This window comes from Pseudomonas sp. MPR-R2A5, from assembly GCF_058793055.1.
The window spans coordinates 41,793-59,500 of the sequence record NZ_JBXAFK010000014.1 but is presented as its reverse complement, the minus strand read 5'-3'; the positions used below and the strand labels follow the sequence as shown (position 1 = coordinate 59,500).

The window sequence follows — 17,708 nt, the reverse complement described above, 5'->3', positions numbered from 1 at the left end:
CTTAATCGCTTGACTTATAGATGGGGGCCTTACGGCAAATTTCAAGCCTGCTCATCAATAGAAGGTGCAACAGGTGCTGGCGCCTTGCTCACCACCACCATTGCCGGGCGCAACAGGCGACCATTGAGCTGGTAACCCTTCTGGAACACTTTCAACACGCTGTTAGGCTCCAGGTCATGGCTTTCCTGCATGGCCATGGCTTGGTGATGCTCGGCGCTGAACGGCTCGCCGCCTTGTGGATCGATAGCTTCCAACTGATAACGCTTCAGGGTGTCCTGGAACATTTTCAGGGTCAGCTCAATCCCTTCGCGCATCGGACGGATGTTTTCGTCATCCGGGTTAGACAACTCCAGCCCACGCTCCAGGCTGTCGATGATCGGCAACAGATCACCGGCGAATTTTTCCAGCGCAAATTTATGAGCCTTCTCCACGTCCTGCTCGGCACGACGGCGGACGTTCTGCAGATCGGCGGCAACACGCAAAGACTGATCCTGCGCAGCGGCCAATTGCTCTTCGAGCACTTGTACACGGGTCGCCAGCTCATCACCGGCCGCCGGATTGGCGTCTGGAGTTTGCGTATCCTGCGTCTGTTCGTCAGCCATAGATTTCTCCTTTCAAAATCATGCGCGAACTCAACTCGCGCTTCTGTTCCGGTATATGGGGCCACAATTTCCAGGTTCAAGGGCGCAAGCCTTACCAAAAGTCTTTCAATTGCTCCAGATCAACTCCTGCACGCTCATTCCCCATCGCACTAAAAAAATCCCACATTCAAGCAAATCGAGCTAAGCGTCAGGATTGTCAGCCCAGAACAAAACACTGTATAAATAACCAGACCTAAAGCCTGGGAGCGGCCGTCATGCTCGTGCACCTGTCCGTACATAACTACGCCATCGTTGAACATCTGGATCTCGAACTGGATCGCGGGATGAGCGTAATCACAGGCGAAACCGGCGCCGGCAAGTCGATCATGCTCGACGCCCTGGGCCTGGCCCTCGGCGACCGTGCCGACAGCGGCGTAGTGCGCCCCGGTGCGGACAAGGCCGACATCCTGGCCACCTTCGACCTGGCGGACATCCCCGAGGCGGAAGCCTGGCTCGCCGAACGCGACCTTAATAATGAAGGCCCCTGCATTTTGCGCCGAGTCATCACGGCCGAAGGGCGCTCCCGCGGCTATATCAACGGCACCCCCTGCCCCCTTGGCGACCTGAAGGCCCTGGGTGAGCTGCTGATCGATATCCACAGCCAGCACGAACACCAATCCTTACTGAAAACCGACACCCATCGCCGCCTGCTCGATGAATACGCCGGCGCCACAGACCTCGCCCGCCAGGTTCTCCTGGCCGCCCAACGCTGGCGCCAGACCCGCCTGGAACTGGAGCGACTCTCCAACTCCGGCGACGAACAACGCGCGCGCCATCAACTGCTCAGCTATCAGCTCGAAGAACTCGAAAGCCTGGGCCTTGGCGAAACCGAGCTGGAACAGCTCGAACAGGAACACAAGAACCTCACCAACGCCGAAACGCTACTGGCTATTTGCAGGCAAGTCGTAGAGCAATGCAGTGAAAGTGATTCGGGCAATGTACTCAACGCGCTGACGGCCAGCCTCAATCGGCTATCCAGCGTGAACAATGCGTCCGGCTCGCTGAACGAGGCCACCACCCTGCTGACCAGTGCGCAGATCCAGGTCGAGGAGGCCGTGGGCGAACTCAACCGCTTCCTTGATCACTTCGACGCCGACCCAGCACGCTTGCAGGAAATAGAAGAACGCCTGGACACCATCTACACCCTGGCGCGCAAACATAGAATCCAGCCTACCGAATTGGCGGCCATGCAGCAGAAACTGCTGGATGAAATCGAAACCCTGAACGCGAACGACGAATCCATTGAGCGGCTGGGCGACGAACTCGCCTCCTTCGCTCGCCATTACCAGGAGAAGGCTCGCGAATTGAGCGATCTTCGCCAGCAGGCAGCGACCAGCCTGGCCAGTGCTGTAGAGCAGGAAATCCAGCGCCTCGGCATGCCGGGTGGGCGCTTCAGCATTGAACTGCACACCAATACCAGCGATGAACTGCAACCCCACGGCCTTGAGCAGGTGGAACTGTTGGTCAGCGCCAACCCTGGACAACCACTCAAAGCGTTGGCAAAAGTGGCCTCGGGGGGTGAGCTTTCGCGGATTAGCCTCGCGATCCAGGTGATTACGGCCCAGACTTCACGCGTCCCGACGCTGGTATTCGATGAGGTGGACGTTGGCATTGGCGGGCCGACCGCCGAAATCGTGGGTCAATTGCTCCGTCGCCTGGGGGATCGCGGCCAGGTGCTGACGGTGACCCACTTGCCGCAAGTGGCCGCCCAAGGGCATCAGCACTTGTTTGTGCATAAAGTGCGAGGCAACGATAAGACCCATACCGCTGTGTCCAAGCTGAACAAGTCAGAGCGAGTGGAAGAAGTGGCGCGCATGCTGGGCGGTATCGACTTGACCAAGGAGTCCTTGGCTCACGCGAAAAAAATGGTCGTGGCTGCGAAAGCCTAAGCCGAACATTTCCTTTCTTAAGACAGCACGAAGGCGACCCTAGGGTCGCCTTCATTCGTTTGCAGAACACGTCTGCGTCGAATTTTACTTTTTCTTACGGATGTACAGCACCAGATTGTGGTCCACCAAATCGAAACCATGCTCTTCGGCGATAGCCTTCTGGAGCTTCTCGATTTCCGGACTGGTGAACTCGATAACCTCATTGGTATCCAGGTCAACCATGTGGTCGTGATGACCACCGTCAGCCAATTCGAACACCGCATGACCGCCGTCGAAATTATGACGAACCACCAGCCCTGCGGCTTCAAACTGGGTCAGCACACGGTAAACCGTGGCCAGGCCAACGTCCTCATTAGACTCCATCAGCGCCTTGTAAACATCTTCGGCACTCATGTGGCGCTGCTCAGCAGAATCGAGCATTTGTAGAATCTTGACTCGTGGCAGAGTCACTTTAAGACCGGCTTTGCGTAGTTCGCTATTTTCAACCATGGTTAGCTTTCTCGCGGATGCTGCTTCGCAGCTTCTCTTAATACGGGTATGATCGGCGTTTACGTTGTCCCAGCCAAGATAGTGGAAGTCGCCCACCGATGCAAAACACCAAGCTCTTGCTAACCAGTTTCACCTTTGTGGGACTGCTCGCACTCGCCGGTTGTTCATTCCCCGGGGTTTACAAAATCGACATCCAGCAGGGCAATGTCGTCACGCAGGACATGATAGACCAGTTACGTCCGGGAATGACCCGACGGCAAGTACGGTTTATCATGGGTAATCCCCTGCTGACTGACACTTTCCATGCCGATCGCTGGGATTATCTATACAGCATCCAGCCTGGTGGCGGTGAACGCCAGCAGGAGCGCGTCAGCGTCATCTTCAATGGCAATGACCAGCTCGTCAGCCTGTCCGGTGACTTCATGCCCGGTGTAAGCCGTGATGAAGCCTTGCTGGGCAAAGACAACGGTACCAACGTGACTGCGCCTGCGCAGGAAAGCGAGAAGCCGAAGTCCGAGGTACCGGCCAAGCCCGGCTCCTTGCTCGACAAGATCCAGAAGGACGTCGACGGCGTGCAAACTGTTCCAGTCCCAACGCCACAGCCTCTGGATACCAGCCCGCAGTAAGTTTGCGGCGCTCAACAAAAAGCCCGGCGTGCCGGGCTTTTTGTTGCCTATCGGTAATCGGCAAGCCTACGCCCCCTGCTTCCTGGCCAGCGCTGCCTTGGCCGCACGCAGCCGGCGCACCTCTTTAGGGTCGGCCAGCAAGGGGCGGTAAATCTCGATACGGTCACCCGGCTGAACGGCGCGCACATCGGCGTCCGCCACGACCTTACCGAATATACCCAAGGGGCAACCAGCAAGGTCCAACCCAGAAAACTGCAATCCGATCCCCGACGCCTGGACCGCCGCTCGCAGACTAGTCCCCGCCGGCACCTTCACCGTCAGCAACACCTGGCGATCCACGGCGGCATGCACCACCTCAATCTCAACCATGCAGTTGCTTGGCCCGCTCACAGAACGCGTCCACCAGAGTATTGGCCGCCTGATTGAACAGAGGCCCCAGCGTTGCCCGCACAATGGGGCCAGCGTAATCAAACGACAGATCAAGGCTGATCTTGCAGGCTTTCTCGGTCAGGGCCTTGAATACCCATACACCATGTAATTGAGTGAAGGGCCCCTCCTGCAGGTTCATCTCGATGGATTTTCCCGGAACCAACACATTACGCGTAACAAAGTGCTGACTGAGCCCCCCCTTGGCCACGCCAACACTGGCAACCATGTGTTCGTCACTGCTCTCCTTCACCTCAGCGGTCGAGCACCAGGGCAGGAATTCCGGGTAACGCGCCACGTCGTTGACCAGGTCATAAAGCGCCTGAGCCGGATAAGGCAGCAGGGCCGAACGTTGAATATGCGTCGTCATGTGAGCGTTACTTCCACAGCTGAGCGGCAAACATCGCGAAAGAACAGCCCGATCCGCGAGAGAAAAAAACCAAAGAACTGCCGGCATTGTCCGGGATTCGTCCAACACGCTCAAGCACACAGGTTGACCGTAGCCGACACGCTCGCAACTCCCTATAATGCCGCCCCTATGGCTAAACAAAAGAAACACCCCACAGGGACCATCGCGCAAAATAAAAAGGCGCGACACGATTACTTCATCGAACATCGGTTCGAGGCTGGTCTGGTCCTGGCCGGCTGGGAAGTAAAAAGTCTGCGCGCCAGCAAGCTGCAACTGGTCGACAGTTATGTGCTGCTCAAGGATGGCGAGGCATGGCTGCTGGGCAGTCATATCACCCCGCTGACTACCGCGAGCACTCACGTGATTGCCGACCCGGTACGCACACGCAAGCTGCTGCTCAATGCCCGCGAACTCGACAAGCTGGCTGCCGCCGTACAGCAGAAAGGCTATGCCTGCGTCTGCCTGTCCTGGTACTGGAGCAAGCACCTGGTCAAGTGCGAGATCGCCCTGGGCAAGGGTAAGAAGGAATACGACAAGCGTGACACCGAGCGCGAACGCGATTCCAATCGTGAACTGCATCGTGCCGTGCGCAACAAGGGCAAGGAAGAATAATCCTTGTGACGCCGTAGCTTGGGTGCCCACCCAAGCTACATGCCCTTGCGTCGCTCCGCCCGGGCCATACGCTGAACTTCCTGACGCACTTCCTCCAACACCTCCTGCACATACAGCAGGTGACGGGTTGAGACCTCGCGCGCCTGCTCGGCCCGCCCTTCGATAATCGCCAGGTACAGATCCCGGTGCTGACTGATCAGCATGTCGCGGGTTTCCGTGCGCTGTTGGTACATCCCGCCGATATTGGTGACCACGTTACGCTTGAGCAGATCGAATAAACCGCGAATGGTGTGCAACAAGACTGCATTGTGGCTCGCCTCGGCAATGGCCAGATGGAACCTCGCATCAGCAGCCCCCTCCTCGGCCCGGCTCACTTTATCGTCGCGCGCATAACAATCCTGCAGCGCTTCAAAAGCAGCCGTCAGCCGCTCGCGGTCGACCTCGGTAGCACGTAACGCCGCGTAGTAAGCGCAAGAGGCTTCAAGGGTCTGGCGAAACTCCAGCAGATCACGCTGAGCCTCGGGGTTGTTCTCCAGCAGATGCAGCAGCGGATCGCTGAACGTCGAGCCCAAGGACTCAGCCACATAATTGCCACCACCCTGGCGGCTGACCAACAACCCCTTGGCCGCCAGCTTCTGAATCGCCTCGCGCAGCGACGGGCGCGAAACCCCAAACTGCTCAGCCAAAGCGCGCTCGGCCGGCAAGCGCTCGCCCGACTTGAGCGTGCCCTCAAGGATCATGCCCTCAAGCTGCTCGACAATATCGTCAGACAAACGGCGCTGACGCACCTGATCAAACCCCATAACTCACTCTCCACGATCCCGACCACTCGCCGGGGCCTCTATTCTGGCCTATCGCCGCACTTGCGGCACCTATCAGAGCGCTCTCGATTCATCCGATCAGAGCACCGGCACGCGCCCCTACGACCAAAGTTTCGCAGGCGGCAAATTGACACACCGCTATCCAGGCTTTTACTCTAGCCAACAGCGGCTGTAAATTGGTCTTACCAATTACCCACGCCGACTGAAGTGCCTGACCAACAACAATTAGGGGCCACCCCATATGCAAACCTGGCAACAGCTCTACAGCCCGCTCGGCAGCCTCGGCCTGTCCGCACTGGCAGCCGTCATTCCCATCGTATTCTTCTTCCTGGCCCTGGCCGTGTTCCGCCTCAAAGGCCACGTCGCCGGCAGCATTACCCTGGCGTTGTCGATCCTGGTGGCGATCTTTGCCTTCCAGATGCCGGTGGATATGGCCTTGGCCGCAGCTGGCTACGGCTTCGCCTACGGCCTGTGGCCCATCGCATGGATCATCGTCGCCGCGGTATTCCTCTACAAACTGACCGTCAAGAGCGGCCAGTTCGAAATCATCCGCAGCTCAGTGCTGTCGATCACCGACGACCAACGCCTGCAAGTCCTGCTGATTGGCTTCTGCTTCGGCGCGTTCCTCGAAGGTGCCGCCGGCTTCGGTGCGCCCGTGGCAATTACTGCCGCGCTGCTGGTCGGCCTGGGCTTCAACCCACTGTACGCCGCAGGCCTGTGCCTGATTGCCAACACCGCACCCGTAGCCTTCGGCGCACTCGGTATTCCGATTATCGTCGCCGGGCAAGTCACCGGCATCGATGCATTCAAGATCGGCGCCATGACCGGCCGCCAACTGCCGTTGCTGTCGCTGTTCGTGCCGTTCTGGCTGGTATTCATGATGGACGGCCTGCGCGGCGTGCGCGAAACCTGGCCCGCAGCGCTGGTTGCAGGCTTGAGCTTCGCCGTCACCCAGTATTTCACCTCCAACTTCATCGGGCCGGAACTGCCGGACATCACCTCGGCGCTCGCCAGCCTGGTGTCCCTGACCCTGTTCCTGAAAGTCTGGCAGCCCAAGCGTACTGCCGGCGCACAGATTGCCGGCGCCACCTCCAGCGCAGCGGTCACCGCCAGTGCCGGCGGCTTCGGTCTGCCGCGCAGCACAGTCGCCTCGCCGTTTAGCCTGGGCCAGATCTTCAAAGCCTGGTCGCCGTTCCTGATTCTGACCGTGCTGGTAACCATCTGGACCCTCAAGCCCTTCAAGGCGATGTTCGCCGCGGGCGGCTCGATGTACAGCTGGGTGTTCAACTTTGCGATCCCGCACCTGGACCAACTGGTCGTCAAGGTTGCGCCCATCGTGACCAACCCGACAGCCATCCCGGCGGTGTTCAAACTGGACCCGATTTCGGCGACCGGCACGGCGATTTTCTTCTCCGCGCTGATCTCGATGCTGGTACTCAAGATTGACATCAAGACTGGTCTTACCACTTTAAAAGAGACCTTCTACGAACTGCGCTGGCCTATCCTGTCCATCGGCATGGTTCTGGCCTTCGCCTTCGTCACCAACTACTCCGGCATGTCCTCGACCATGGCCCTGGTACTGGCGGGCACGGGTGCGGCCTTCCCCTTCTTCTCGCCATTCCTCGGCTGGCTGGGGGTTTTCCTGACGGGCTCCGACACCTCGTCCAACGCCCTGTTCAGCTCGTTGCAAGCCACCACCGCCCACCAGATCGGCGTCAACGACGTCTTGCTGGTAGCGGCAAACACCAGCGGCGGCGTAACCGGCAAGATGATTTCGCCACAATCGATCGCGGTGGCCTGCGCCGCCACTGGCCTGGTCGGCAAGGAATCCGACCTGTTCCGCTTCACCCTCAAGCACAGCCTGTTCTTCGCGACTATCGTCGGGCTGATCACCTTGGCCCAGGCCTACTGGTTCACCGGCATGCTGGTGCATTGAGACCACACGCAATAGGGTAAAAACCGACGCCGAACAACGATTTCGGCGTCAGCTTTCCACAACCTGTCTGCAGGGTCGTAGAGCAAAGCGACCCTGGCGGACAGATAACCGGGACCACCCGGAGAATGCGCCTGATGAGCGAGCTTTTTTACAACGCTGTGCCGAACGCCACCCGTGTCGCAGCGCCTCTGGCCCCGCCACGTGAATACCCCAGCGTAAAACCACCGAAGGTCTACCTGTTCGGCACCTGCGTGGTGGACTTGTTCTACCCCGAAGCCGGCATGGACGCGATTCACCTGCTGGAGCGCGAAGGGATCCGCGTGGACTATCCGCAAGGGCAAAGTTGCTGCGGGCAGCCGGCCTACACCTCAGGCTACACCGAGCAAGCCCGGCAAGTGGCGCGCGCCCAACTGGCACTGTTCACCGACAATTACCCGGTAGTGGTGCCCTCCGGCTCTTGCGCAGGGATGTTGCGCGAGCACTATGCAGACCTGTTCAAGGATGAGCCTGAAACGCTGCAACACGTGCGGGCCCTGGCCGCGCGGACCTATGAGTTGGCCGAGTTCCTGTTGTTCGTATGCAAGGTGCAACTCAACGACAGCGGCGCCCCCATTAAAGTCGCCCTGCACACCTCATGCTCCGCACGTCGGGAAATGAACACCCACCTCCATGGCCGCGAACTGCTGGGCCAACTGCGCAATGTCGAGCGCGTCGACCACAGCCATGAAAGCGAATGCTGTGGCTTTGGTGGGACGTTCAGCGTGCGTATGCCAGACATTTCCGGTGCGATGGTGGCCGACAAGACCCGGGCCTTGCAGGAGTCCGGCGCCCATCAGGTACTGAGTGCCGATTGCGGGTGCCTGATGAACATCAACGGCGCCCTGGAGAAACAGCACGCGGCCTTGCGCGGTCAACACCTGGCCAGCTTCCTGTGGCAACGCACCGGAGGTGGACGATGAACCCTGCCACGCTGATTCCGACCGTCGAGGTGTCAGAAGACTTCCGCACCCGCGCCCACCAGGCATTGGGCGACGCGCAACTGCGAAACAACTTTCGCAAGGCAATGGATTCCCTGATGACCAAACGGGCAACGTCCTTCAACGATGCCCACGAACGTGAACACCTGCGCGCCCTCGGCAACGCGGTGCGTGCCCGCGCGCTGTCCAAGTTGCCGGACCTGCTGGAGCAATTGGAAGCCAACCTGACCCGTAACGGCGTCACCGTACACTGGGCACAGACGACAGCAGAAGCCAACGCGATCGTGCTGTCGATCATTCGCAAGCGCGAAGCCACGCAAGTGATCAAAGGCAAGTCCATGGTCAGCGAAGAAATGGACATGAACCACGTGCTCGCCGCCCAAGGCATCGAATGCCTGGAGTCGGACATGGGTGAGTTCATTGTTCAGCTCGACCATGAGAAACCGTCCCACATCATCATGCCGGCGATCCACAAGAACGCCAGCCAGGTCGCGTCGCTGTTCCACGACAAACTCGGCGTGGAATACACCCAGGATGTCGACCAACTGATTCAGATCGGTCGCCGCGTGCTGCGGGAAAAGTTCTTCGAAGCCGATATTGGCGTCTCGGGCGTCAACTTTGCCGTGGCTGAAACCGGCACATTGCTATTGGTGGAAAACGAAGGCAATGGCCGCATGTCGACCACGGTGCCCCCGGTGCATATCGCCGTGACGGGCATCGAGAAGGTCGTTGAAAACCTGCGCGACGTGGTGCCGTTGCTATCGCTGCTGACCCGCTCGGCGCTGGGCCAGCCGATCACCACCTACGTCAATATGATCTCCGGCCCGCGCAAGGCCGATGAACTCGACGGCCCGCAAGAAGTGCACCTGGTGCTACTGGATAACGGCCGCAGCCAGGCGTTTGCCGACAGCGAATTGCGCCAGACACTCAACTGCATTCGCTGCGGTGCCTGCATGAATCATTGCCCGGTCTATACCCGAATCGGTGGTCACACCTATGGCGAGGTGTACCCCGGCCCTATCGGAAAAATCATCACGCCGCACATGGTCGGCCTGGCGAAAGTGCCGGATCACCCCAGTGCCTCCTCGCTGTGTGGCGCCTGTGGTGAAGTGTGCCCGGTGAAGATCCCGATTCCGGCATTGCTGCGCCGCCTGCGCGAAGAAAATGTAAAAGCACCGAATAGCCCACACCCGGTGATGCGCGGCCAAGGCAGCAAGTATTCACGCAAAGAACGATTTATCTGGAACACCTGGGCCCTGCTCAATCGCTCACCGAGGCTGTACCGGTTGTTCACCCTGGCCGCGACTCGCCTGCGCGCCCTGGCACCGAGCAATGTCGGGCCCTGGACGCAAAACCATAGCGCGCCGAAACCCGCCGCCCGCTCGCTGCATGACCTGGCACGCGAGCATCTGGCCAAACAGGGAGAACGTTGATGAGCGCCAAGCAGAATATCCTCGACAAATTGCGCCAAAGCCTGACAGGCACTACACCGGTGCCCGACGATTTTGACGAAGCCCTGGTAACCGAGATCTATACCTACCCGCCCGAGCAGCGCATCGCGCAACTGCGCAAGCTGATGGAAGCGGTGCACACGGAGATCCACCTCACCCACAGCGCCGACTGGCCGGCCTTGCTCGCACAACTGCTGCAAGCACGCGACCTGCCCAGCTTGCTGATTGCGCCAACAACGCCCCACGGGCGCCGCATCACCGAACATTGGGCGAACAATCCACAACTGCCGGTGCTCAAAGCCTACGACCGGCCGGTGGAAGAATGGAAAGCCGAACTATTTAACGAGACACCGGCCAGCCTGACCACTACCCTCGGAGCGATTGCCGCCACGGGCAGCCTGATTCTTTGGCCGACGCGGGAAGAACCGCGCCTGATGAGCCTGGTACCGCCGGTGCACTTTGCGCTGCTCAAGGCCAGTGAGATTTACGACAACTTTTATCAGGTCCAGCGCCAATTCGCCTGGGCCCAAGGCATGCCCACCAATGCCCTGCTGGTGTCCGGCCCGTCGAAGACCGCCGACATCGAACAAGTACTGGCTTATGGCGCCCACGGTCCGAAAGACCTGGTGGTGCTGATCCTGGAGGACCAATGAGTCTGCCTGCTGCTTTTCTCACTGACGTCGCACAGCTGATCCCGAGCAATCGACGCTTCGACGACCCACTTTCCACCCTGGCATTCGGTACCGATGCCAGTTTTTACCGACTGATCCCACAACTGGTGATCCGCGTGGAGTCGGAAGACGAAGTCGTGGCGCTGCTGCAACTGGCTCAGCGTGATCATGTGCCAGTGACGTTCCGCGCGGCAGGCACCAGCCTCTCCGGGCAGGCCATCAGCGATTCGGTGCTGATCGTACTGGGGGACAACTGGAACGGCCGTGAGATTCGTGGGCAAGGCACGCAAATCCGCCTGCAACCCGGCGTGATTGGCGCCCAAGCCAACGCCTGGCTGGCGCCGTTCGGGCGCAAGATCGGGCCGGATCCGGCGTCGATCAACGCGTGCAAAATCGGCGGCATCGTTGCCAACAATGCCAGCGGCATGTGCTGCGGTACGGCGCAAAACACCTACCACACCCTGGCCGGCATCCGCCTGGTATTGGCGGACGGCAGCCGCCTGGACACTGAAGATCCGGCCAGTGTCGCGACCTTTCGCACACAGCATGGCGCGCTGCTGGAACGCCTGGCGAGCCTCGGTCGAGAGACGCGGGCAAACGCCGAACTGGCTGCAAAGATCCGCCACAAATACCGTCTGAAAAACACCACCGGTTTGTCACTCAACGCCCTGGTGGATTTCGATGAGCCGCTGGATATCCTCAGCCATCTCCTGGTGGGCTCCGAAGGCACGCTGGGCTTTATCAGCGCGGTCACCTACGACACCGTGATTGATCATCCGCACAAGGCGTCAGCGCTGATCGTATTCCCGGATGTCGAGACCTGCTGCAACGCCGTAACAGTCCTGAAAACCCAGCCAGTCTCAGCCGTTGAGCTGCTGGATCGACGCAGCATGCGCTCAGTGCAGGACAAACCCGGCATGCCCGCGTTCGTACAGCAGTTGTCGGAAAACGCCTGCGCACTGTTGATTGAATCCCGCGCCGCATCATCCTCTTTGCTCCACGAACAACTGGCGCTGATCATGGCGTCCCTGGCCGCTTTCCCGATGGAAAAACAGGTCGACTTCAGCGAAGACCCAGTGGAAAACGCCCGCCTGTGGGCGATTCGCAAAGACACCTTCCCTGCCGTCGGCGCCGTGCGCAAAACCGGCACCACGGTAATCATCGAAGACGTGACCTTCCCGGTCGAGCAACTGGCCATCGGCGTCAACCGCTTGATCGAGCTGTTCGACAAACATCACTACGACGAAGCCATCCTTTTCGGACACGCCCTGGAAGGCAATCTGCACTTTGTGTTCACCCAAGGCTTCAACAGCGCCGAGGAAGTCACACGCTACCAGGCGTTCATGGATGACGTCGCGCAACTGGTCGCGGTGGAGTTTGGCGGCTCGCTGAAAGCCGAGCATGGTACCGGTCGCAACATGGCACCGTTCGTCGAGCTGGAATGGGGCAGCGACGCCTATCAATTGATGTGGCAACTCAAGCGCCTGCTCGACCCCAATGGCATTCTCAACCCCGACGTGGTGCTCAGCAACGACCCGCAAATCCATCTCAAGCACCTCAAGCCGCTGCCCGCCGCCGACGAGCTTGTGGATAAGTGCATCGAGTGCGGTTTCTGCGAGCCCGTGTGCCCGTCGAAAGGGCTGACCCTGAGCCCGCGCCAACGCATCGTGATCTGGCGTGACATCCAGGCGAAAAAACGCGCCGGCGTCGACACCACCGAATTGGAAACGGCCTACCACTATCAGGGCATCGATACCTGCGCGGCCACCGGCTTATGCGCCCAACGCTGCCCCGTAGGAATCAATACCGGCGACCTGGTGAAAAAGCTTCGCGCCCGCGACGCCGACCATACGAAAACCGCCGAATGGCTCGCCAGCCATTTCGCCACGGCATTACAAGGTGCGCGCTTTACCCTGCACGTCGCAAACGGCGCCCGCATGCTGCTGGGCGCCCCGCGCCTGGCGCGGCTGTCGGCCAAGGTGACTCAACTGTCCAAGGGGCAAATCCCGCAATGGACCAACGCCATGCCGCAGCCGGAAAAAGCCATACGCTTCAGCCCTCCGGTCACGGACGAACGACCACGGGTGGTCTATCTCGCCGCGTGCGTCTCGCGCGCCATGGGCCCTGCGGCTGGGGATAAAGAGCAAATGTCGCTGTATGACAAAACCCGTGGCCTGCTCGAAAAAGCCGGTTATCAAGTCGTGCTCCCCGACAACCAGGACAACCTGTGCTGCGGCCAGCCGTTCGCCTCCAAGGGCTACGCCGAACAGGCCGAACACAAGCGCCAGGAACTGATCGGCGCCCTGCTCCACGCCAGCCGTGGCGGCCTTGACCCGATCTACTGCGACACCAGCCCCTGCACCCTGCGCCTGGTGCAAGACCTGGGCGAAAGCCGCCTGGATCTCTACGACCCCGTGCGTTTTATCCGAACCCACCTGATGGACCGCCTCGACTTCACACCGCAGGAAGCGCCGATCGCGGTACACGTCACCTGCAGCACCCAACACCTGGGAGAAAGCCAGGCACTGATCGACCTGGCGCGACGCTGCTCGAAAAACGTGGTGATCCCGGAAGGCATCCATTGCTGTGGTTTCGCTGGCGACAAAGGCTTTACCACACCGGAACTCAACGCCCATTCCCTGCGAACGCTCAAGGAGGCGGTGCAATACTGCAGCGAAGGTATCTCCACCAGCCGCACCTGCGAGATCGGCCTGAGCCAACATGGCGGCATCGATTACCACGGTTTGGTGTACCTCGTGGACCGGGTCACCCAGGCACGGGCGCATTAATCCGGCAAAAAAACAGAACCCCTGCGCACCGGCGTAGTCATCTGCATAGGCCTCGGCGACCGAGGCTCATCAGTGATGTCGCTGGCAGCCCATGACGGCCAGCAGCGTCGAGCCCTATTTCGCAAGGAGATTCCCTATGAAGCGTTCCGCTCTTGCTGGCTTGTTCATTACTGCTGCGATGCTGGCGTCACCTGTTTTCGCAGCCGGCGAGCCCGACCTGTGCAAGATCAACCTGGACAAAATCAACAACGGCAAAGCGCTGCTAGCCACCGACACCAGTGGCAAAAGCGGCGAGATCGATACCGCCGTGTCCCAGGCCAAGGCAGCCCACGCGGCAGGTGATGACAAAAGATGCATCGAAATCACCTCCAAAGCGTTGCAGGACCTGCAAGACAGCGACAAAGGCGGCAAATAGTCCATCGGATGCTCAAGGCCAACCTTCGGGTTGGCCTTCTGTGACCGTTTGACGTACACTGCACAGGCTTGTCACTCACTAAGAAACAACGAGTTACAAGCACGGGGCCGTTTAGGATTCGACGCCGGTCGCGAAACTTTAGGTGCATGCCGAGTTGGTAACAGAACTCGTAAATCCACTGTTGCAACTTTCTATAGTTGCCAATGACGAAACCTACGGGGAATACGCTCTCGCTGCGTAAGCAGCCTTAGCCCTTCCCTCCTGGTACCTTCGGGTCCAGCAATCATCAGGGGATGTCTGTAAACCCAAAGTGATTGTCATATAGAACAGAATCGCCGTGCAGTACGTTGTGGACGAAGCGGCTAAAACTTACACAACTCGCCCAAAGCACCCTGCCCGTCGGGTCGCTGAGGGTTAACTTAATAGACACGGCTACGCATGTAGTACCGACAGCGGAGTACTGGCGGACGGGGGTTCAAATCCCCCCGGCTCCACCATTTCATCATCTAAAGACGTCCACGGACGTCTTTTTTTGTGCCTGAAATCCAGTGAATACGGCGGTTTCAGGGCTATTGGGGCTTTCGAAGTTTTTTGAGTTCCAGGCGGTTTGATATTCCCAATGGTATTCCCAACTCCCCAGCGCAAATGCTGGGAATACCAAAAGGTGTCAAGGACTACCTCTCATGTACGCCCCCTCCGACCGCCGCTCAAGGCAGTCAAACCAAAAGACCAGGACTACGCCCTCACCGATGGCAACGGGCTCCAACTGCGAGCCAGGGTCAATCGCTCGATGGCCAGACATCGACTTCGACAAACGCATCTGGACCATCCCTGCGGAGAGAATGAAAAAGCGTCGTCTGCATACCATCCCGTTGACCGAACATGCACTCTCGCTATTGGAAACGCCTAAGCCCCTGCCCGCCTATGCCCTTCAAACAAAGCCCCTGGCGCAATTCACTCTTGTACGGGGGCTCTGCGCAAAACCAACATCGCAATGAAAACCGCACCGACGCCACCCACCGTGATCATCAATCCATGCTCGCTGATGTAGGACACTGTGGCCCCCGTGGCAATGGGCCCCAACACGCTGCCCAAGGTATAGAACATCGCAATGGCCGTCATGGCGGTGGACACTTGATGTTCCCCAACCCGGTCTCCCGCCTCAATCACTGCCAGGGTGTTCATGCCGCCAATGGCGCCTCCCCACAGGAACACGATAATCGTCGCCAACCAAGGAAGCGGCTGGCTGAACGGAATGGCCAGGGTGCCCAACAACAGTATCAAGCCGCAGACTAATTGGCCGACTTTGTACGAACTGCGGTCGGCCATCCAGCCGATCGGCAGTTGCAGGACGGTGCCGCCAATGCCGAACACCGATATCAGCAAGGTGGCGGCGGTCAACAGATAACCGGCCGAGAGGCTGTAGCCTGCCAGGAACGATACGGATGAGGTTTCCGAAAAGCCTGCGATAAACGCGCCACACAACGCCGTGGGGATGACGCTGAACAACTTGCCATGGCGTTTTTCCGCCGGGGTTTGCGGTCGCGTATCGTAGCCCCTGAGGGTAAAGGCCAGCGCACCGGATAACAACACGATCACGGCACAGGCGTAGTAAGGCGCGGCACTCCCGACGCCGAACACAACCAACAGCAGCGGGCCAACCGCAATACCCAGGCCCATCAAGGTCTCATGCACGCCGATCGCCCGACCGCGCTCGTCTTTCGAGGCAACCGCGACAATCCACGTATCGCAGGCAATCCAGCGCAGGATCAAGCCAATACCGAGCACGAAGTTCAGCAAAAAAATCAGTACCAAATGGGTAGTCAACGTCATACCGATCAACGCAGCAATCGTCAGCGCTGCGCTGAGGATATTCGTCTTGATGAGCCCCAGATGGGCCAGCAAACGCGGAACCCATTTGTAGAGCAACAGGATCGCCAACCATGAGGCACTGACAATCACCCCGATCTTTGCCGGCTCGACGCCTTGCTGTTCCAGCGAAAGCGAGAGCAGCGGAGTGACGGTACCAATCTGCACGATCTGCGACAGGGCCGAGAGGGTGTTTATCTTGGTGAGCGCAAACCAGCGTTGTTTGTCGGTGTACTCAATACTGGCATTTTCCATTCGTGACCGACCTTGGCTAGACAGCGGTAAAGTGTTCGAACTGCCACGGGCAGAGCTCACCTTCGGGCTTGTGGAATAGAGCATTAATGGTGTCCAGAGGCGTCCAGTCGGTCTGGATGCCTTCGAGACTTCCGAGGAAGGGTAGAGCAATTTCCAGCACCCGACGATGATCCATCTGTTCCGGCTCGACGATCCCGCGGTCGGGGTTTTCGATGGCCCAGAGGATGCCTGAATACACACCGGCAGCCACTTGCAGGCTGGTGGCCGTGTTGAACGGGGCAATCTGCCGTGCCTCGTCGATGCTCAGGATCGAACCGTACCAATAGGCGTTCAGGGCATGGCCCATGAGCAGCACGCCAAGCGCGTCGACACCACCAGGGGCAATCTCATCGTTCAAAATCCGTTTACTGTCCTGGAGTTTCCAACCCCTTCCGACATATTCGTGCACCGACAGCAGTGCATCGTCGCAAGGGTGGTAGGCGTAATGCACCGTTGGCCGGTACAGCAGCACGCTGCCATCCTTAACCGTCAAAAAGTCGGGAAGCGAAATGGCTTCGTTGTGGGTGATCAGCAGACCCGTGCAGGGACCACCGTTGGGAGTCCAGGTTTTCACTGGCACCGAGGCACCGGGGCGCTCGAGGTAGATTGCATTATTTGAACCGAACGGGTGATGGCGAGCGAAGGGTGGCCAGGTTTTCTCATGGGACCCCCAGCCCAGTTCGGCGGGCTGTCCGGCTTCGCTGACGAACCCGTCGACTGACCAGGTGTTGACGAACTCGTCATCTGACTTGATGCGTGACGAGCGTTGAGTGTCGCGTTCAGCGATGTGTATCACCTTTACGTTCAGCGCCATCGCCAGTTCGCCCCAAGCCAAGCGCCCCTCGGCCTCAGGCACAGCCACGCCGAGTTTCGCGGCGAGCTGCAGTAATGCCGCTTTCACGAAGTGCGAGACCAGGCCCGGGTTCGCACCGTGAGTCACGACCGCAGTAGGACCCGGCCCGAGCTCATCTCTAAGGGCCAGCAACTGGTCGCGCAACGCGTAATTGGAACGCTGCGAGGTGGTCAGAGTGGGTTCGTTGTACATGCCCTCCCAGGGTTCGATGCAGGTATCGAGATACAGCGCGCCTTGAGCATGGGCAAACCTGATCAGGTCAGCGCTGCTTACATTAACGGAGAGGTTGATGATGAAATCACCAGGCTGGACCACATCGCGTAATACGTGGCCAAGATTCTCGGGCGTCAACGCCACGTCGATAAAACTTACCCCCAGTTCGACGAACGGCTGGTGTTGCTCTATCTGCGGAGCGATGACCACAACCGATGAGAGGTCGAATGTGTGCGCGCGGACCAGCAGCCCGATGGTCGCTTTGGTGATCGAGCCGAAGCCGATAAACACCCATTTTTTGCCGGAAAAACTCGCTTCCTTGCTCAT

General features: G+C 59.2%; 16 protein-coding genes, 1 other RNA gene and 1 pseudogene. 11 read left to right on the top strand and 7 right to left on the bottom strand.

Annotation, left to right across the window (positions count from 1 at the left end):
* Nucleotides 1–41: 41 nt before the first annotated feature.
* Nucleotides 42–602 carry a nucleotide exchange factor GrpE gene (gene grpE / locus AC1Q6I_RS12640; RefSeq protein WP_024077447.1) on the bottom strand — a complete coding sequence of 187 codons (561 nt, stop codon included), beginning with the start codon at nucleotides 600–602 and terminating at the stop codon, nucleotides 42–44.
* A gap of 254 nt (nucleotides 603–856) precedes the next feature.
* Here grpE and recN point away from each other — a divergent pair, with 254 nt between their 5' ends.
* Entirely contained in the window at nucleotides 857–2,530 is a 1,674-nt protein-coding gene (recN, locus tag AC1Q6I_RS12635) for a DNA repair protein RecN (protein WP_024077448.1), read from the top strand.
* An 84-nt stretch (nucleotides 2,531–2,614) separates the two neighbouring features.
* On the opposite strand, the gene fur is transcribed toward recN, so the two are convergent.
* On the bottom strand, nucleotides 2,615–3,019 hold the full coding sequence (gene fur, locus AC1Q6I_RS12630) for a ferric iron uptake transcriptional regulator (RefSeq protein WP_024077449.1): 405 nt from the start codon (nucleotides 3,017–3,019) through the stop codon (nucleotides 2,615–2,617).
* Between the two features lie 98 nt (nucleotides 3,020–3,117).
* Between fur and AC1Q6I_RS12625 the strand changes: the two genes are divergently transcribed.
* Nucleotides 3,118–3,645, top strand: coding sequence for an outer membrane protein assembly factor BamE (locus AC1Q6I_RS12625; RefSeq protein ID WP_024077450.1), 528 nt, complete (start codon nucleotides 3,118–3,120; stop codon nucleotides 3,643–3,645).
* Between the two features lie 66 nt (nucleotides 3,646–3,711).
* On the opposite strand, the gene AC1Q6I_RS12620 is transcribed toward AC1Q6I_RS12625, so the two are convergent.
* Nucleotides 3,712–4,014, bottom strand: coding sequence for an RnfH family protein (locus tag AC1Q6I_RS12620; protein ID WP_102623722.1), 303 nt, complete (start codon nucleotides 4,012–4,014; stop codon nucleotides 3,712–3,714).
* On the bottom strand, nucleotides 4,007–4,441 hold the full coding sequence (locus AC1Q6I_RS12615) for a type II toxin-antitoxin system RatA family toxin (protein ID WP_024077452.1): 435 nt from the start codon (nucleotides 4,439–4,441) through the stop codon (nucleotides 4,007–4,009). The genes AC1Q6I_RS12620 and AC1Q6I_RS12615 overlap by 8 nt, the downstream gene beginning before the upstream one ends.
* A 168-nt stretch (nucleotides 4,442–4,609) precedes the next feature.
* Here AC1Q6I_RS12615 and smpB point away from each other — a divergent pair, with 168 nt between their 5' ends.
* Complete coding sequence (gene smpB / locus AC1Q6I_RS12610; RefSeq protein WP_024077453.1) at nucleotides 4,610–5,092, top strand: SsrA-binding protein SmpB; 483 nt, start codon at nucleotides 4,610–4,612, stop codon at nucleotides 5,090–5,092.
* Between the two features lie 35 nt (nucleotides 5,093–5,127).
* Here smpB and AC1Q6I_RS12605 read toward each other — a convergent pair whose 3' ends face one another.
* Nucleotides 5,128–5,895 carry an FCD domain-containing protein gene (locus AC1Q6I_RS12605; protein ID WP_024077454.1) on the bottom strand — a complete coding sequence of 256 codons (768 nt, stop codon included), beginning with the start codon at nucleotides 5,893–5,895 and terminating at the stop codon, nucleotides 5,128–5,130.
* Nucleotides 5,896–6,154: 259 nt separating this feature from the next.
* On the opposite strand from AC1Q6I_RS12605, the gene AC1Q6I_RS12600 reads away from it, so the two are divergent.
* From AC1Q6I_RS12600 to AC1Q6I_RS12565, 8 genes and pseudogenes are all read left to right on the top strand, one after another.
* The gene (locus AC1Q6I_RS12600; protein WP_024077455.1) at nucleotides 6,155–7,849 is read left to right on the top strand and encodes a lactate permease LctP family transporter; all 1,695 of its coding nucleotides are present in this window, start codon (nucleotides 6,155–6,157) and stop codon (nucleotides 7,847–7,849) included.
* Between the two features lie 134 nt (nucleotides 7,850–7,983).
* Nucleotides 7,984–8,808, top strand: coding sequence for a (Fe-S)-binding protein (locus AC1Q6I_RS12595; protein WP_041161298.1), 825 nt, complete (start codon nucleotides 7,984–7,986; stop codon nucleotides 8,806–8,808).
* Nucleotides 8,805–10,259 (top strand): LutB/LldF family L-lactate oxidation iron-sulfur protein, encoded by a 1,455-nt coding sequence (locus tag AC1Q6I_RS12590; RefSeq protein WP_102623723.1) that lies wholly within the window; start codon nucleotides 8,805–8,807, stop codon nucleotides 10,257–10,259. The genes AC1Q6I_RS12595 and AC1Q6I_RS12590 overlap by 4 nt, the downstream gene beginning before the upstream one ends.
* A complete protein-coding gene (locus tag AC1Q6I_RS12585) occupies nucleotides 10,259–10,930 on the top strand; it encodes a LutC/YkgG family protein (RefSeq protein WP_024077458.1) in 672 nt (223 codons plus the stop codon). Before AC1Q6I_RS12590 ends, AC1Q6I_RS12585 begins: the two co-directional genes overlap by 1 nt.
* Complete coding sequence (locus AC1Q6I_RS12580; protein ID WP_069077030.1) at nucleotides 10,927–13,737, top strand: FAD-binding and (Fe-S)-binding domain-containing protein; 2,811 nt, start codon at nucleotides 10,927–10,929, stop codon at nucleotides 13,735–13,737. The genes AC1Q6I_RS12585 and AC1Q6I_RS12580 overlap by 4 nt, the downstream gene beginning before the upstream one ends.
* Nucleotides 13,738–13,873: 136 nt before the next feature.
* A complete protein-coding gene (locus AC1Q6I_RS12575; protein WP_024077460.1) occupies nucleotides 13,874–14,152 on the top strand; it encodes a PA2433 domain-containing protein in 279 nt (92 codons plus the stop codon).
* A gap of 103 nt (nucleotides 14,153–14,255) precedes the next feature.
* Nucleotides 14,256–14,649: a transfer-messenger RNA gene (gene ssrA, locus AC1Q6I_RS12570) on the top strand.
* Between the two features lie 291 nt (nucleotides 14,650–14,940).
* Nucleotides 14,941–15,066, top strand: a pseudogene (locus AC1Q6I_RS12565) (integrase); the annotation flags it as partial.
* A 40-nt stretch (nucleotides 15,067–15,106) separates the two neighbouring features.
* Here AC1Q6I_RS12565 and AC1Q6I_RS12560 read toward each other — a convergent pair.
* The gene (locus AC1Q6I_RS12560) at nucleotides 15,107–16,276 is read right to left on the bottom strand and encodes an MFS transporter (RefSeq protein WP_102623724.1); all 1,170 of its coding nucleotides are present in this window, start codon (nucleotides 16,274–16,276) and stop codon (nucleotides 15,107–15,109) included.
* A gap of 16 nt (nucleotides 16,277–16,292) precedes the next feature.
* Complete coding sequence (locus tag AC1Q6I_RS12555; protein ID WP_102623725.1) at nucleotides 16,293–17,708, bottom strand: saccharopine dehydrogenase C-terminal domain-containing protein; 1,416 nt, start codon at nucleotides 17,706–17,708, stop codon at nucleotides 16,293–16,295.

What these genes read in the sequence shown, in the direction of transcription:
- grpE (WP_024077447.1), bottom strand. Translation starts at nt 602, where the DNA reads ATGGCTGACGAACAGACGCAGGATACGCAAACTCCAGACGCCAATCCG.
- recN (WP_024077448.1), top strand. Translation starts at nt 857, where the DNA reads ATGCTCGTGCACCTGTCCGTACATAACTACGCCATCGTTGAACATCTG.
- fur (WP_024077449.1), bottom strand. Translation starts at nt 3,019, where the DNA reads ATGGTTGAAAATAGCGAACTACGCAAAGCCGGTCTTAAAGTGACTCTG.
- AC1Q6I_RS12625 (WP_024077450.1), top strand. Translation starts at nt 3,118, where the DNA reads ATGCAAAACACCAAGCTCTTGCTAACCAGTTTCACCTTTGTGGGACTG.
- AC1Q6I_RS12620 (WP_102623722.1), bottom strand. Translation starts at nt 4,014, where the DNA reads ATGGTTGAGATTGAGGTGGTGCATGCCGCCGTGGATCGCCAGGTGTTG.
- AC1Q6I_RS12615 (WP_024077452.1), bottom strand. Translation starts at nt 4,441, where the DNA reads ATGACGACGCATATTCAACGTTCGGCCCTGCTGCCTTATCCGGCTCAG.
- smpB (WP_024077453.1), top strand. Translation starts at nt 4,610, where the DNA reads ATGGCTAAACAAAAGAAACACCCCACAGGGACCATCGCGCAAAATAAA.
- AC1Q6I_RS12605 (WP_024077454.1), bottom strand. Translation starts at nt 5,895, where the DNA reads ATGGGGTTTGATCAGGTGCGTCAGCGCCGTTTGTCTGACGATATTGTC.
- AC1Q6I_RS12600 (WP_024077455.1), top strand. Translation starts at nt 6,155, where the DNA reads ATGCAAACCTGGCAACAGCTCTACAGCCCGCTCGGCAGCCTCGGCCTG.
- AC1Q6I_RS12595 (WP_041161298.1), top strand. Translation starts at nt 7,984, where the DNA reads ATGAGCGAGCTTTTTTACAACGCTGTGCCGAACGCCACCCGTGTCGCA.
- AC1Q6I_RS12590 (WP_102623723.1), top strand. Translation starts at nt 8,805, where the DNA reads ATGAACCCTGCCACGCTGATTCCGACCGTCGAGGTGTCAGAAGACTTC.
- AC1Q6I_RS12585 (WP_024077458.1), top strand. Translation starts at nt 10,259, where the DNA reads ATGAGCGCCAAGCAGAATATCCTCGACAAATTGCGCCAAAGCCTGACA.
- AC1Q6I_RS12580 (WP_069077030.1), top strand. Translation starts at nt 10,927, where the DNA reads ATGAGTCTGCCTGCTGCTTTTCTCACTGACGTCGCACAGCTGATCCCG.
- AC1Q6I_RS12575 (WP_024077460.1), top strand. Translation starts at nt 13,874, where the DNA reads ATGAAGCGTTCCGCTCTTGCTGGCTTGTTCATTACTGCTGCGATGCTG.
- AC1Q6I_RS12560 (WP_102623724.1), bottom strand. Translation starts at nt 16,276, where the DNA reads ATGGAAAATGCCAGTATTGAGTACACCGACAAACAACGCTGGTTTGCG.
- AC1Q6I_RS12555 (WP_102623725.1), bottom strand. Translation starts at nt 17,708, where the DNA reads ATGAGCAAGGAAGCGAGTTTTTCCGGCAAAAAATGGGTGTTTATCGGC.